This is a genomic window from Granulicella tundricola MP5ACTX9 (assembly GCF_000178975.2).
In the GTDB taxonomy this organism is placed as follows: domain Bacteria; phylum Acidobacteriota; class Terriglobia; order Terriglobales; family Acidobacteriaceae; genus Edaphobacter; species Edaphobacter tundricola.
The window spans coordinates 259,695-274,851 of sequence record NC_015057.1 but is presented as its reverse complement, the minus strand read 5'-3'; the positions used below and the strand labels follow the sequence as shown (position 1 = coordinate 274,851).

Annotated in this window: 8 protein-coding genes; 3 read left to right on the top strand and 5 right to left on the bottom strand. The window is 58.3% G+C overall.

Annotation, left to right across the window (positions count from 1 at the left end):
- The first annotated feature begins 377 nt into the window (after window positions 1-377).
- Window positions 378-1,082, top strand: a complete 705-nt coding sequence (locus tag ACIX9_RS19845; protein ID WP_013572878.1) for a tetratricopeptide repeat protein — start codon at window positions 378-380, stop codon at window positions 1,080-1,082.
- On the top strand, window positions 1,082-2,806 hold the full coding sequence (locus tag ACIX9_RS19840; RefSeq protein WP_013572877.1) for a chloride channel protein: 1,725 nt from the start codon (window positions 1,082-1,084) through the stop codon (window positions 2,804-2,806). The genes ACIX9_RS19845 and ACIX9_RS19840 overlap by 1 nt, the downstream gene beginning before the upstream one ends.
- Here the strand turns inward: ACIX9_RS19840 and ACIX9_RS19835 are convergent, their stop codons facing one another.
- On the bottom strand, window positions 2,807-3,859 hold the full coding sequence (locus ACIX9_RS19835; RefSeq protein WP_013572876.1) for a purine nucleoside permease: 1,053 nt from the start codon (window positions 3,857-3,859) through the stop codon (window positions 2,807-2,809).
- A 107-nt stretch (window positions 3,860-3,966) separates the two neighbouring features.
- Here ACIX9_RS19835 and ACIX9_RS19830 point away from each other — a divergent pair, with 107 nt between their 5' ends.
- Window positions 3,967-5,274 (top strand): NCS2 family permease, encoded by a 1,308-nt coding sequence (locus ACIX9_RS19830; protein WP_013572875.1) that lies wholly within the window; start codon window positions 3,967-3,969, stop codon window positions 5,272-5,274.
- Here the strand turns inward: ACIX9_RS19830 and ACIX9_RS19825 are convergent, their stop codons facing one another.
- From ACIX9_RS19825 to ACIX9_RS19810, 4 genes are read right to left on the bottom strand one after another with little or no spacing between them, the layout of a single operon-like run.
- A complete protein-coding gene (locus ACIX9_RS19825) occupies window positions 5,275-6,846 on the bottom strand; it encodes an efflux transporter outer membrane subunit (protein ID WP_013572874.1) in 1,572 nt (523 codons plus the stop codon).
- Window positions 6,847-6,857: 11 nt separating this feature from the next.
- Entirely contained in the window at window positions 6,858-9,962 is a 3,105-nt protein-coding gene (locus ACIX9_RS19820) for an efflux RND transporter permease subunit (protein WP_013572873.1), read from the bottom strand.
- Window positions 9,959-13,474: an efflux RND transporter permease subunit gene (locus ACIX9_RS19815; RefSeq protein ID WP_013572872.1), complete on the bottom strand. Its 3,516-nt coding sequence runs from the start codon at window positions 13,472-13,474 to the stop codon at window positions 9,959-9,961. Before ACIX9_RS19815 ends, ACIX9_RS19820 begins: the two co-directional genes overlap by 4 nt.
- Window positions 13,471-14,838 carry an efflux RND transporter periplasmic adaptor subunit gene (locus ACIX9_RS19810; RefSeq protein WP_157478162.1) on the bottom strand — a complete coding sequence of 456 codons (1,368 nt, stop codon included), beginning with the start codon at window positions 14,836-14,838 and terminating at the stop codon, window positions 13,471-13,473. The genes ACIX9_RS19815 and ACIX9_RS19810 overlap by 4 nt, the downstream gene beginning before the upstream one ends.
- Between the last annotated feature and the right edge of the window lie 319 nt (window positions 14,839-15,157).

Sequence of the window (15,157 nt, the reverse complement as noted above, 5' to 3'; positions counted from 1 at the left end):
GGCACCCTCGCTTTTGGCCCAAAAATCGCGTGTCAAGCCCCTAAGCAAGCCAAAAATGATGTAAACGTCTCATTCCAAAAGAGATAAAACTTGAAAATAGTTGGGGTATTTACCCCGCCCAACTTGATAAAATAGAAGTATCCATTAAATCAGGACGAATCACCGTCGTGATCCTCTCTAAGTCCCATTCAAGCATTTCCATTGAGCCAGAACGATAAGCACATCAGAATGAAGACTTTGCAGCCGTGTCTCCAATAGAATCAAGACCTCGCGCAGCATGTCCAGACCTAACCGCAAAAGAATGAAGACTTTGCATCCTTTTACCGGGGGTGGGGGAGGGTGGACCGGCATCGAAGAGCTAAACTGTTAACAACGGTATGGCTTTAGACTCCACCACGATAGCGCCCCCCGCAACTCTAGATAAGCGAAAACTCCTCCTCCGCGACAGCATCACCTTCCTCACCCTCGCGCTCATCGCCCTCGTCCTCTACGGCGTGACCACCCTCCTCTTCCACTCCTTCGAGAGCCACCGCGAGGACTTGGGCAAGCGCTGGTCGCAGCGCGGAGAGCAGGCCATCCAGCAGGGAAGACCCGCCGAGGCCATCATCGACCTCCGCGCGGCCCTGACCTACGCACCCGACGACGAGCCCTACCAGCTCCTCCTGGCCCAGGCCCTCGCCAACGACGGTCGCACAGACGAGGCCACCGCCTACTACGAGGCCTTTCACGAAGCCCACCCCGGCGACGGCAACATCAACCTCCAGCTGGCCCGCCTCGCCCGCAAAAAGGGAACCGCGCATGAGGCCATCGACTTCTACCGAGCCTCCATCTTCGGAGCCTGGCAGGGAGATGCCATAACCCGCCGCCGCGAGGTCCGCCTCGAGCTCGCCGCCTACCTCATCGATCAGCACGAACTCCCCCTCGCCCGCGCCGAGCTCCTCATAGCCGCCGGAAACACCCCCGATACCGCCGCTTCAGACCTCACCCTCGCAGAGATGTTCGAGCAGTCCGGAGACCCCGACAACGCCTACACCTACTACCGGAAATACGGCGCCAGACCAGAACCGAGGCGCAGACACTGATGCCCACCATCTCCGAAGACCAACCCCTCCCGCAGCGCGAAGAACGCCTCTTCCTCCTCCTCTCCATCTTCATCGGCATCATCTCCGGCCTGCTCGTCGTCAGCTTCCGCATGGCCATCGAGTGGCTCAGCGTCCTGCTCCAGGGCTCCGCGCCCGCCCCGCACCAGACCCGCCTCCTCGTAGCGCCTTGCCTCGCAGGCATCGCCATCGCACTCCTCACCCGCTACGTCTTCCCCCAGGTCAAAGGCAGCGGAGTCAACCAGACCAAGGCCGCCCTCTACATCCACAACGGCTACATCTCCATCCGCACCATGATCGGCAAGTTCCTCCTGGCCGCCCTGGCCATCGGCAGCGGCCACTCCCTAGGCCCGGAGGACCCCTCCCTCCAGATCGGCGCAGGCGTCGCCTCCCTCATAAGCCGCCGCGTAGGCCTCTCCCGCGAGCGGCTCCGCCTCTTCGCCCCGGTGGGGGCCGCCGCCGGCCTCGCCGCCGCCTTCAACGCCCCCATCTCTGCCATCCTCTTCGTCATCGAGGAGGTCATCGGTCAGTGGACCTCCGCAGTCCTCGGCTCCATCGTCCTCTCCGCGGTCGCGGCCGTCGTGGTCGCCCGTTGGTTCTGGGGGGCGTCCCCCATGTTCCGCATCCCCGCCATCAGCCTCCGCGACCCACGCGAGCTCCTGGCCTACGCGGTCCTCGGCATCGTCGGAGGAGTAGCCTCCCTCGTCTTCGCCAAAGCTCTCGGCTGGCTTCGTCCAGCTCTTCGCAAGCAGCCGCAGTGGTTCCAGATGATGCAGCCTGCCCTGGCCGGCCTCCTCGTCGGCAGCATCGGTTACTTCGGTCTCCCGGAGGTCATGGGTGCCGGGTACGGCGCTATCGACCAGGCCATGCACGCCCAGTTCGCCTTCAAGATGCTGCTGCTGCTCGCGGCGTTCAAGATTATCGCCACCACCCTTTCCTTCTCGAGCGGAACCCCCGGCGGCATGTTCGCTCCGACCCTCTTCACCGGCGCGATGCTCGGCGCCGCAGTCGGCTCATTCGAGCATCATTTCTTCCCCAGCCTCACCGGCTCCATTGGCTCTTACGCGCTGGTTGGCATGGGCGTACTCTTTGCGGCATTTCTCCGGGTCCCCCTCACCTCCGTCTTCATGGTTCTGGAGGTCAGCGGCAACTACTCGATCATTCTTCCCGTCATCCTGGCCAACACGATCGCGTACCTTATCTCAAGAGCCCTACAGCCCGTCCCCATCTTCGAGCTCTTCACGCATCAGGACGGCCTCTACCTGCCCTCCATGGAAGAGCAACGCGAGGAGAGTGAGCTCCACTTTGAAGATGCGCTGCAGCCTGTATCTGTCCCCATCCTGCAAGGGGCGGACACGGTCGCAAACACTCGTATCGCACTGAACGGACGAACCACGAGCCCTGAAGCTACCATCTTCCTCATTCAATGCTCAGACGCTACCTGGTACGCGGCTTATAACGCCGAGCTCACTACGCTCTTCGCTCATTTGGATGCCGAAGAAGATTCCATTGACCCGAGCCTTCCTCTTCAGCAGGCTTTAGGCCCCGAGCGCACACCGCTCATCTTTCCGGATCAGCAACTCGCAAGCGCTCTCCCGCACTTCCGCCGTTGGCCGCTGCTTCCGGTCTCCAACCGAGCCATGCGCGGAGCTCTCGAAGGCGTCCTCACGCTGGACGATGTGCTCAAACGCTATCAGCGCCAGTAGTTACTGTCCCGGAATCTTGTTCGCATAAAGAGTCCAGTGCGCCAGGATCTCCCGCACCACCACGTCACCGACACGAAACGCATTCTCAACCGCGGGCCGCGTCCCAATATAAGGTGCTGTCACCGATTCGACGGCAGTGTGCCCCGGTCTAGGCATGGAGTAGTTGCTCCCCGTCCGCAGCAGCATCACACGCTGATAGTCCACGCGGTGCATCCGGTCGAGCCTCTGCAAAGCCTCCGCGTACCCGGAGTCTTCCATATCCGTCATCACAAACTGCCCATGCCCCTTGGTGAACAGCTTCACCCATTCATTGGCGTACTGAGTCATCTTTGCGCCATGCCAGTATGAGTCTGACGCATACGTATCACCCACGAGCACAAATGGCGGCCGCTGCGCATTTGGGTAGCCCTTATACTCACCACGGAACGTCTTCACCGCATCCACATCCAACAACTCGACGCCTTTAGTCTGCTCGTAGGCCCACTGCGTCAAGGCTCCATTCAACTCATAGACATTCTGTCGATCATGAATGATCCCATTCGCAGGCGGCAGTTCGTTAGGTTTTACAGCCCCGATGGTGAAGTATCCGTAAGGCCAGTCCGAAGGCATCTCCCGTGGATCGATGAACCGTGAGATATCGCTCACCGTGTAGTGAACCCAAGCCGCAGAGCCGATCGATGCATCCTCAGGATCGACACCCGCGATCCCGTTGATCAGCCAGTAAGCGTGCGTAAGGTCAAAGCGCGGATCGAGCCCCAAAGCCATCACAGAGGCGGTCGCATTCACCAGCGTCGTCCCGCTGACGATTCCGATTACCGAGTGATCCGCATTGGTCAGAATTGGATGCACGCCGCCTGCGAACTCCAGCGACTCAGTCAGATGCTCCCGCTCTACCCAAAGCTGAAACTCGCCCGGAATATCGCCGGTGTCTTTGCCGATCTCGAAGCTCGTCACGATCACAACTTTGATCGGCCACGGTTTCGTCTGAGCGTTGGCATACGCACACCAGCCCACCATCAAGAGAAAGGCGAAGACAGCGACACGTCGCAGCATAAGAGGCTCCTGAATGAAAGGCGGATGCGCAAGCATAGCATTTCGTCTTGCACGATCCTCAACTCAAGCTATCCTGAACCCACTCCTGCATCACCAAGGCGACGCTCATGCGCACCCGTCTCGAACAGTACTTCGGCTTCACCGCGCACAACACGACCTGGCGGACTGAGATTCTCGCCGGCCTCACGACCTTCATCACGATGGCCTACATCATCTTCGTGAACCCAGCCATTCTCAGTCAGACCGGAATGCCCATCGCCGCAGTTACCGCTGCAACCTGCCTGTGCGCCGCGTTTGGCAGCATCCTCATGGGAGCCATCGCCAACTACCCGCTCGCCCTCGCCCCCGGCATGGGCCTCAACGCATACTTCACCTACACCGTAGTCAAAGGCATGGGCGTACCGTGGCAGACAGCGCTCGGAGCGGTCTTCCTCTCCGGCATCATCTTCCTCCTGCTCACCTTCGGAGGCATACGTCAGCGTCTCGTCGCCGCGATTCCTCACCAACTCCACGCAGCCGTCGGCGGAGGAATCGGGCTATTCATCGCCTTCGTAGGCCTGACTAACTCCGGCCTCATCGTCACCAGTTCCGCCCACACGGTAGCCCTGGGCAACCTCCGCGCCCCCGCCACCTTGCTGGCGCTCTTCGGCCTTCTCCTCATTGCAGTGCTTCAAGTCCTGAGAGTCAAAGCCTTCATGCTTCTCGGTGTCTTCGGCACCATGCTCGCCGGACTCGCCTTCCATCAGCTTCACTGGCAGCCCACGCCCTTCGACCTCACCGCAATCAAGGCAACCGCTTTCCATCTCGATCTGCGAGGAGCCGCAAAGTTCGGAGTCTTCGAGATCGTCTTCGTCTTTCTCTTCGTCGATCTCTTCGATAACATCGGCACTCTCGTAGCCGTCACAGAACGCGCCGGTCTCATGGCGCCCGACCACTCCATCCCACGTCTGAGCCGCATCTTCCTCGCCGATGCCACAGCCACCGTAGTCGGCTCCTTAGCCGGCACCAGCACCGTCACCAGCTACATCGAATCCTCCGCGGGAGTAGAAGCCGGAGGCCGCACCGGCGTCACCGCCATCGTCACCGGGCTGCTCTTCCTCATCGCCTTGTTCATCGCCCCGTTAGCCGGAGCCATCCCCGTCTACGCCACATCCCCCGCGCTCATCCTGGTCGGAGCTCTCATGCTCACGGGCCTCGGCAAGATCGAATGGAGCGATCCCCAGATCGCCATCCCATCGTTTCTCACGCTGGTCATGATCCCGCTCACATGGTCCATCGCCGATGGCCTCAGCTTCGGTCTCACCAGCTACGCCCTCATCCAACTCCTCACCGGAAAAGCCCGTCGTCAGGACTGGATGCTCTATCTTCTCGCAGCGCTCTTCGTCTTTCGCTTCGCCTACCTTGCGAAAGGTTGATTAGGGCGTCTGGCTGACCTGCCGCACCGCTCCGTTTGTATTGACCTGGCTTGCTCCAGGCAGAAGGGCAGTATCCCATCCTCCACCCAGTGCCTGAATCAGTTGTACCGCTGCAGTCATCTCGCTGACCTTCAACGTCACCTGGGTCTGTTGATCGCTGAGCAAAGTAGTCTGCGCGCTGATCACATTCAGGTAAGGATCGAGCCCGGTTTGATAGCGAGCGGTCGCGATGTCGACATACCGCTGTGCCGCGTCGATCGCCTCCTGCTGCTTCGCAATCTGTTGTGACGTCACGCGCAGGGTAGCGATGTAATCCTCCACCTGCTGGAACGCAGTCAGCACAGTCTCCTTGTAGCTCGCAACGTCTGCGTTGAACTGCGCGGTGTACTGCGCAACGGTGGCCTTCCTCAGTCCCGCATCGAAGATCGTCTCTGAAGCGGAAGCCCCAAGCGTCCAGAAAAACGCCGGTACGGAGAACAGGGAGCTGATGTGCGAAGACTCCAGGCCACCAGTCCCGGTCAGGCTCAACGTCGGATAGTAAGCGGCCTTCTCTACGCCGATCAGCGCATTCGCCTCGGCCATCGTTCGCTCCGCGGCGGCAATATCCGGCCGACGCTGCAGCAACTGTGAAGGCACGCCAACCGGAATGGCCGGAGCCGCTGGTGTAGCCGCTCTCACCGGCAGGGAAAAGCTAGAAGCCGGCTTGCCAATCAGCGTCGCAATCGCATGCTCATAGATCGCGCGATTCTGCGCCACTCCCGCACCAGCCTCTTCGGCGTTCTTCAGCGTCACCTCAGCCTGCGCCACCGCCTCCGGGCTGTCGATCCCGGTCTCTACGAGTACCTTTGTCAGATCAAGCGACTTCCGATCTGCATCGATGGTGGCGTCATAAACCTGCTGCAACGCATCCTGTCCACGAAGCTCAAAGTAGTACTCCGCCAAGTCGGCCTGTTCGGTAAGCCGTTCGTTTTCGAGGTCGGCCGCACTGACTTGCGTGGCGTACTGATACTCGCGCACCGTGTTCCGAATCTTGCCCCAAAGATCAGGCTCCCACGATACGTCGAACGGCAGCGAAAGATCCGTATACGTGCCACCGGTTGAGGTCGTAGAGGTCCCGGTAGTTCCCGTTGTTCCAGTCGTGCCCGTCCCGGTGGTCGTGCCGCTTGAAACTCCGACACCCCGTAAAGTACTTGGGGACTTCTCCCTCGTATAAGCGGGAGCAACACCAACGGTCGGGTAGTAACTCGCCTTCGCCTGCTTAACCTGCGATCGAGCAGCCATGAAGTTCTGAAAATAAAGCGCAATATTCTGATTGTCGATGTTCAAGGTATCTTCCAGGCCATTCAACTCCGGCTCACGAAAGATCTCCCACCACTTACCTTTTAGCATCGCATCCTGCGGTTGAGCAGGCTGCCACACAGCATCGGTCGCGCCGCTGTAAGCCGTTGGCGCAGACTCCTTATAGGCCGGCGGAGCAGGGGGCGCGGGCGCCACATAACGCGGACCCACACGGCATCCGCTCAACACCATTACGCCCGCTGCCGCAAAACTCAGAACCAGCTTGTTTCCCATAACTAAACCTCTCATCGAGCCGCTACACTCGCCGTGAGCAACCGCGCGCTCTTATCGCCTGCAAGCTTCAGCCGCAGGTTGTCCATGAATAAATAGATAACTGGCGTCGTATAAAGCGTAAGCACCTGGCTCACAATCAACCCGCCGATGATTGAGATTCCCAAAGGCCGCCGCAGCTCTGACCCAATCCCGGTGCCCACCGCCAGCGGAACCGCGCCGAACAACGCCGCCATCGTCGTCATCAGGATCGGGCGGAATCTCAGAAGCGAGGCCTGAAAGATCGAATCCCGCGTATTCATACCTTCGTTGCGCTCAGCGTTCAACGCAAAGTCGATCATCATAATCGCATTCTTCTTCACGATGCCGATCAGCAGGATGATGCCAATAATCGACATCACATCCAGCTCCGTATTGGTCAGCACAAGCGCCAGCATAGCTCCCAGGCTAGCTGAAGGCAGCGTCGAAAGAATCGTTAACGGATGGATCAAGCTCTCATACAGAATGCCAAGTACGATGTAGACCGCAAGGATCGCCGTCAGTATGAGATACGGCTCGCTGCCCAGCGACTGTTGAAACGCCTCCAGCGTTCCTGAATATTGCCCATGCACAGACTGCGGGAACCCAAGCTGCTGCTGCAGTTCTGTAATCTTCTGCGTGGCCTCACCCAGCGAGACGTTGGGCGCAAGATTGAAGGAAACGGTAACAGAAGGAAACAGTCCCGTATGGTTTACAGCCAGCGGCGAGGTGGAAGGCGCATACTTCAGCACAGAATCCAGAGGCACCGCGTCTCCACCCGAGTTCGGTATAACGAACACATCCTTCAGACCCTGCGGTGAAGCCCAGTACTTCGGCGCGACCTCCATCACCACGTAGTACTGGTTCAACTCCGTATAGATCGTAGAGACCTCAGCCTGCCCAAACGCGTCGTACAACGTGTTATCCAAGAGCTGCGGCGTAACGCCAAGCCGGGCGGCTGTAGGGCGGTCATACGTTAGGAGTGCCTGCAGTCCTTTGTTCTGCTGATCCGTACTCACATCCGTAAAGCCCGGCGTGGCCTTCATCTTGGACAGCAGCGCCGGCCCATATTGCGTCAGCTCCGCTGTGGTCTCAGCCTCCAGCGTGTACTGATACTGTGCGTTCGCCTGCCGTCCGCCGATCCGAATATCCTGAACAGGCTGAAGGAAGGTAGCCGCTCCGGCAATCTTCGCAAGCTTCGGTCTTAGCCGATTGATGATGGTCGCCGCACTCGCCTTACGCTCATTCAGCGGCTTAAGTGCGATGAACGCGAACCCGCTGTTCGTCGCTCCCTGACCACCCGTAAAGCCCATCACATGCTGCACACCAGGATCGTTCTTGATGGTCATGACGGAGTGCTGCACCGCATCTCGCATCCCGTAGAAAGAAGTGTCCTGTGGCCCTTGCATCCCTCCCTGCACGGCACCGGTATCCTGCTGCGGAAAGAATCCTTTGGGAACCTTGATCACCAGGAACACATTCAAAGCAAGCGTCCCCAGAAAGATCAGCAGGATCAACGCAGGATGGTCCAGCGTCCAGTTCAACGTCCGTCTATAACCCGACAGAATCAAATCGAACCCCCGCTCGCTCCACTTGTACAACCGCCCATGTTCGATCTCGCTCTCCGGAATCAACACGCGCGAGCACATCATCGGAGTAGTCGTAAGGCTTACCACCATGGACACCAGAATCGCCGCGGAAAGAGTAATCGCGAACTCCCGGAACAGCCGGCCAATGATCCCACCCATCAGCAGCAGCGGAATGAATACTGCAATCAGGGACACGGAGATGGAGAACACAGTAAACCCAATCTCCGCCGCACCCTTCAACGCAGCCTGCACGGGCGTATAGCCTTCCTCCAAATGCCGCGAGATATTCTCCATTACGACGATGGCGTCATCCACCACAAATCCGCTCGCAATCGCCAGTGCCATAAGGGAGAGGTTATCCAGCGAGAACCCACACACATACATCACCGCGCATGTGCCGATCAGCGAAACAGGCACGGCCACCGCAGGAATCAGCGTAGCCCGCACATTCCGCAGAAAAACAAACACCACCAGGATGACGAGGATCACAGAGATGACCAACGTCAGCTCAATGTCGTTCACGGAAGAACGAATCGTCAGCGTCCGGTCCAGAATGGTGATCAGGTGCTCGCCCTTGGGGATGGAGGCCTGTAGCGAAGGCAGCGCAGCCTTCACCGCATCCACGGTCGTGATGATATTAGCGCCGGGTTGCCGGAAGATCAGCATATTCACAGACGGCTTGCCGTCCAGAAATCCAGCCTGCCGCACCGTCTGTTGCGAGTCCACCACATCCGCGACATCCTGCAACCGCACCGCGCCGCCATTGTGATAACCAACCACCAGCGGACGATAAGCCACAGCCTTCGAGATCTGATCGTTCGCCAGAATATCGGTGGTCGTACTTCCGTTCGAGATCTGACCCTTCGCCACATTTGAGTTCTGCCCCGCGATCACCTGCTGCACCGCCGGAAGGCTGATCCCATAGCTCGCAAGTTGCGTGGGGTTCAACTCCACCCGTACAGCCGGCAGGGATGCACCTACAACCGTCACCTGCCCAACACCCGTGATCTGCGAGATCCTCTGCTCAATCACGGTCGACGCCTCGTCATAGAGCGTTGGCACGTCATAATTATCCGATTGCAATCCCAGTACAAGGATCGGTGAGTCAGCCGGATTCACTTTCCGGTAAGTCGGATTCGCTGGCAGGTTAGCAGGCAGATACGTCCGCGCCGCATTGATCCCCGCCTCCACATCGCGCGCCGCCCCATCGATATTCCGGCTCAGATCGAACTGCAGCGTAACGCTCGTCGTCCCCAGCGTGCTGGAGGACGTCATCTCCGTCACACCTGCAATGTGCCCGAACTGGCGCTCCAGCGGAGTAGCCACGGAGGAAGCCATAATGTCCGGACTCGCACCAGGCAGTGAAGCTGCAACCGTAATGGTCGGAAAGTCCACCTGCGGCAGAGGAGCCACCGGCAATACGGCAAAGGCAATGAACCCTGCGATCGCAACGGCAATCGTTAGCAGAGTCGTAGCGATAGGCCGGTCGATAAAAAGCCGCGAAGGATTCATGCGTGCTCCGCCTGCGCTTCATGCACATTCTTACCCTGCGCTGCGGTCTTGTTGCTCGGACGCTTGGAGAACCGCGCACCAAGATTATCGAAGAAGATATAAATCACCGGCGTCGTGTATAGCGTCAGCACTTGGCTGAACAAAAGTCCGCCGACCATCGCAACACCCAGCGGCTTTCTCAACTCAGATCCAATGCCGGACCCAAACGCCAGCGGAAGGCCACTCAATAGCGCCGCCATCGTCGTCATCATGATCGGCCGGAAACGCAGCAGGGAAGCCTGATAGATGGCCTCGGTAGCGTTCTTGCCTTCATTGCGCTCTGCTTCCAGAGCAAAGTCCACCATCATGATGCCGTTCTTCTTCACAATGCCGATCAGCAGAATAATCCCGATGATCGCCACAATATCCAGATCGAGATGAAAGAACCGCAACGCCAGCAGAGCACCCACACCAGCCGAAGGCAGCGTGGAAAGAATCGTGATCGGATGTACAAAGCTCTCGTACAGCACACCCAGCACGATATAAACCGTCACCAGCGCAGCCAGGATCAGCAACCCTTCATTCGACAGCGAGCCCTCAAACGCCGAAGCCGTGCCTTGGTAGTCCTTCACCACGCTCGCCGGCAGATTCGCCTCTTTGATCGTTTTATTGATTGCATCCAGCGCCTGCCCCAGGGAGTAGCCCGCTGCCAGATTGAAGGAGATCGTCACAGCAGGGAACTGCCCTTGGTGATTGATGGAGAGCGCTTCACTGGAATTCGTGAAGTGTGTGAACGCACTCAGCGGCACTGGATTGGAAATCGTTCCACTCGAACTCGAAGACGATCCTCCGGAACTACCCGAAGCAGTCGACGTCCCTGAGCCTGACCGCGTCGTTCCGTTCGTCGCAGTATTGGTGCTGGACGATGTGTTTGCTGCAGAGCTGACACTCCCCAACGCTGTCGTGCTCGTCTGACTATTGGCAGCACTCGATAGTGCGGACGAGCCATTCACCGTCGTCAGCGAAGAGCTTCCGCTGCTTGAAGAACTTGAAGAGAGTGCCGAGCTTGAAGATGCGGAAGACCCCACTCCGGTCGTAGAAGAAGCCGTAAGCAGTGCGTTTCCGGTCTGTGCCGTAGCTCCCGCCCCTGCGCCAGAAGACGTTCCACCTGAACTCGAAGCTACCGCCGCGACCGTCCCGCTCGTCGAGCCCTGGATATAAATATCGTTCAGCTTGTTCGGGTTTTTCTGGAATTCAGGCGCTGTTTCCAGGATGACATGATACTGATTCAACTGCGTGTACATGGTGTTGATCTGCCGCTGCCCAAACGCGTCGTACAACGTGTTGTCGATCGTCGTCGGCGTAATCCCAAACCGTGAAGCTGTAGCCCGGTCGATCACTAGTGAAGCAGCAGCCCCGCCAAGCTGCTGGTCCGTAACAACGTCTGCAAGCTCTGGCAGCTTCTTCAGCCGAGCCACAAAGTCATGCGTTACAGTATTCAACTCAGCCTGGTTCGGATCCTCCAGCGTGTATTGATACTCCGTGCGGCTCACCCGGTCATCGACGGTAAGATCCTGCACGGGCTGCATATAAAGCTTGATACCTTCGACCTTTTCGAGCTTCGGCCCCAGCCGGTCGATCACGTCCGGCGCAGAGATCCCCCGATCCTCCAAAGGCTTGAGGTTGATCTGAATACGCCCACTATTCAGCGTCGTGTTCGTTCCATCCGCGCCGATGAATGAAGAGATACTCTCCACCGCAGGATCGGCCAGCAGCACCTTCGCCACATCCTCCTGCTTCTTGCTCATCTCCTCAAAGGAAATGGTCGGAGAGGCCTGCGTGATCCCCTGAATGATCCCTGTATCCTGCGTCGGGAAGAAGCCCTTCGGCACCGTCATGTACAGCACCACCGTCAGGATCAGCGTCGCCACAGCAACCAGCAGGGTGATCGTCTGAAACCGTAGAACGAACCGCAGAGTCCGCCCATAGAACCGGATGATGCTCTCGAACACCTCTTCGGACTTATCGTAGAACCAGCCCTGTTCCTCTGGCGGCGTGTACTTCAGCAGACGAGCCGACATCATCGGCGTCAGCGTCAGAGACACAAACGCCGAGATCACAATCGTCACCGCCAGCGTAACCGCAAACTGCCGGAACAGCCGTCCCGCGATATCACCCATGAACAACAGCGGAATCAACACAGCGATCAACGAAATCGTCAAAGAAAGAATCGTAAACCCAATCTGCTCCGCGCCCTTCAGCGCCGCCGCCATCGGCTCTTCACCCTCTTCGATATAGCGCGAGATGTTCTCGATCATGACGATCGCGTCATCTACCACAAAGCCCGTTGAGATGGTCAACGCCATCATCGTCAGGTTGTTGAGGCTATAGCCCGCCAGATACATCACTCCCAGCGTTCCAATCAGCGAGATCGGTACAGCCACACTAGGAATAATCGTCGCCGCCACATTCCGCAGGAAAAGGAAGATGACCATGACCACAAGCCCAATGGTCAGCATCAACTCGAACTCAACGTCCTTCACGGAAGCCCGGATCGCCGTCGTTCGGTCCGTCACGATCTGCACATGTACAGCCTTCGGCAGAGTCGTCTCCAACTGCGGCAGCAGCTTCGTGATGCTGTCCACCACTTGGATCGTATTCGCCCCGGGCTGCCGTTGAATATTCAGAATCACCGCGGGCGTCTGGTTCATCCAGGCTGCCAGCGTGGAGTTCTCAACGCCATCTACAACCTTAGCCACCTCGCCCAACATCACCGGAGCACCATTACGATAAGCCACGACAACGGACTTATAGTCGCCGCTTGAAAGCAACTGGTCGTTGGCATTGATCGTGTAGTCCTGCGTCGGCCCGTCGAAGTTACCCTTCGCCGAGTTTAAGCTGTTCCCGGTCAGGGAGTTTCTAAGATCCTCGAGATTCACGCCATAGGCCGCCAGCGCCGTAGGATTCGCCTGGATACGCACCGCAGGCTTCTGTCCGCCTGAAATACTTACCAAACCAACGCCGGAGATCTGTGAGATCTTCGGTGCCAGTCGCGTATCCGCCAAATCCTCCACCTGGCTCAAAGGCATCTCGTTAGAGGTCAGCGCAAGCGTCAGCACCGGAGCATCCGCCGGATTCGACTTGCTATAGATTGGTGGCGTAGGCAGGTTCGCCGGCAGATAGCTCTGCGCCGCATTGATGGCAGCCTGCACCTCCTGCTCGGCCACATCGATGTCCAGGCTCAGCTGAAACTGCATCACGATCACGGACACACCGCCCGCGCTCGTTGAGGTCATCTGGCTCAGCCCAGCCACCTCGCCGAACTGCCGTTCCAGCGGTGCCGTAACTCCGGACGCCACCACATCCGGACTGGCTCCCGGATAAAACGTCAGCACCTGGATCGTCGGATAATCGACCTCCGGCAGTGCAGACACCGGAAGCTGGAAGTAGCTCACCGCACCCGCAAGAAAGATGGCGACCATCAACAAAGCAGTCGCAACCGGGCGCAGAATAAATGGCCGTGAAGGACTCATGGCGTTGTGCTTCCGCCAGCCGAGCCATTGCTGCCGTGCCCCTGTGCCGCTGCCTGTCCTGGAGCCTTTTGGTTGATGAGGACCGGCACTCCATTCTCCAGCCGGTCGAACCCGCTCGTAGCCACATCCGTACCGGCCCCAAGCCCTTGCACAGCCGTATCTTTCTCATCGCTCGTCAACGCGGTGACGTTCTGCACGCCAACCGTCTTGTTGGGCTTCACCACATACACAAAGGCCTGTGTGCCGTTATGCTGCACCGCCGCTGAAGGCACCAGGACTGTCCCCTTCAACGTCTTCTCCAGCAGCCGCGCATTCACAAACTGATTCGGAAACAGCGTCAGTCCGGTGTTATTGAAGCCAGCCCTGAACTTTACCGTTCCAGTCGTCGTATCGATCTGGTTATCCAACGAGTTCAGCTTGCCCGCTTCTATCTGCTTATCATTTGCCCGATCGTATGCATCGACCTCAAGCGTCCGGCCACCCTTCAACTGCGCCTGAATCGCAGGAAGATCATCCTCGGACACATTGAACACAACCGTAATCGGCTGCAGTTGCGTCACCACAACCAGCGTCGATCCCGTACCGGAGAACACGGTATTACCCGGATCGACAAGCCGCAATCCCACCCGCCCATTGATCGGAGAAACGATATGGCAGTACGACAGTTGCACCTTGTCGTAAGCAACCGTGCCCTCATCCGTCTTGACGGTCCCTTCATCCTGCAGCACAACCTGCTGCTGATCCTCGAGCTGTTGCCGCGCAATCGCGTTCTTTGAAAAAGCAATCTGATACCGCTCCAGGTCGATCCGCGCCTCAGCCAGCACACCTTGATCGTGCTGAAGCGTTCCCTCGGCCTGTGTGAGTGTCGCTTCATAAGGCCGTGGATCGATATCGATCAACGGTTGACCCTTCCTCACAATCTGTCCTTCGCGGTAGTAAACCGCCATCACCTTCCCAGTGATCTGGCTGTAGATCGTGACGGTGTTGGTTGGCGTCACTGTTCCAAGAGCATCCACATAAACATTGATGTTGCCGGTCTTCGATTGCCCCACCGTAATAGCCGCCGGCCCCTGCTGTCCGCGCCCGCCACCGCTCTTGCCGGCCGCCGCGCCACCCGCCCCAGCTTTGGTCGAAGTCTTATCGCTCTTCCCACGTTCCACCAGCAGGATAGCCACCACAATCACAATGATCGCCGTGATCCAGATCCACGCATGGCTTTTGTGTTCGCGCTTGTGCCGTTCTTCTTCGCCGTTCTTCTCTGTGAAGCTTCGGCCGACATCGCCACCATAGGACTCTGAGTTATGCGCCTCAAACGACGCCCCCAACTCCGCTCCGCTGCTTCCTCTTTGCTGTTCTTCACTCATTGATCGGACGTCCTCCTCCAACCAGAGACACAAAGCCATCGACGCAATCGAACGGAGCCCAAAGTTGTTACCTCGGATAGATGGATGGTCAATCACCCGAAAAAGTTTCGTGGCACACACAAGAAACCCGGCCAGCGATTACGCTCTTGGCCGGGTAAAGTGCTACAAACGTTATTGTTCGTCTTAACTGACGCGTCTCTGTAAACTCTGCCCTTTTCGCCATCGTCTAAATAAAACTGGCGGCCGAGAGTGGCCGCCAGTAGAAGCATTGCAACAAGATCTACGAATCATTTTTCAGGACGCACATAGGGATGACCTG

Excerpts from the sequence above, each read along its gene's own strand:
- ACIX9_RS19845 (WP_013572878.1), top strand. The coding sequence starts at position 378 with ATGGCTTTAGACTCCACCACGATAGCGCCCCCCGCAACTCTAGATAAG.
- ACIX9_RS19840 (WP_013572877.1), top strand. The coding sequence starts at position 1,082 with ATGCCCACCATCTCCGAAGACCAACCCCTCCCGCAGCGCGAAGAACGC.
- ACIX9_RS19835 (WP_013572876.1), bottom strand. The coding sequence starts at position 3,859 with ATGCTGCGACGTGTCGCTGTCTTCGCCTTTCTCTTGATGGTGGGCTGG.
- ACIX9_RS19830 (WP_013572875.1), top strand. The coding sequence starts at position 3,967 with ATGCGCACCCGTCTCGAACAGTACTTCGGCTTCACCGCGCACAACACG.
- ACIX9_RS19825 (WP_013572874.1), bottom strand. The coding sequence starts at position 6,846 with ATGGGAAACAAGCTGGTTCTGAGTTTTGCGGCAGCGGGCGTAATGGTG.
- ACIX9_RS19820 (WP_013572873.1), bottom strand. The coding sequence starts at position 9,962 with ATGAATCCTTCGCGGCTTTTTATCGACCGGCCTATCGCTACGACTCTG.
- ACIX9_RS19815 (WP_013572872.1), bottom strand. The coding sequence starts at position 13,474 with ATGAGTCCTTCACGGCCATTTATTCTGCGCCCGGTTGCGACTGCTTTG.
- ACIX9_RS19810 (WP_157478162.1), bottom strand. The coding sequence starts at position 14,838 with ATGAGTGAAGAACAGCAAAGAGGAAGCAGCGGAGCGGAGTTGGGGGCG.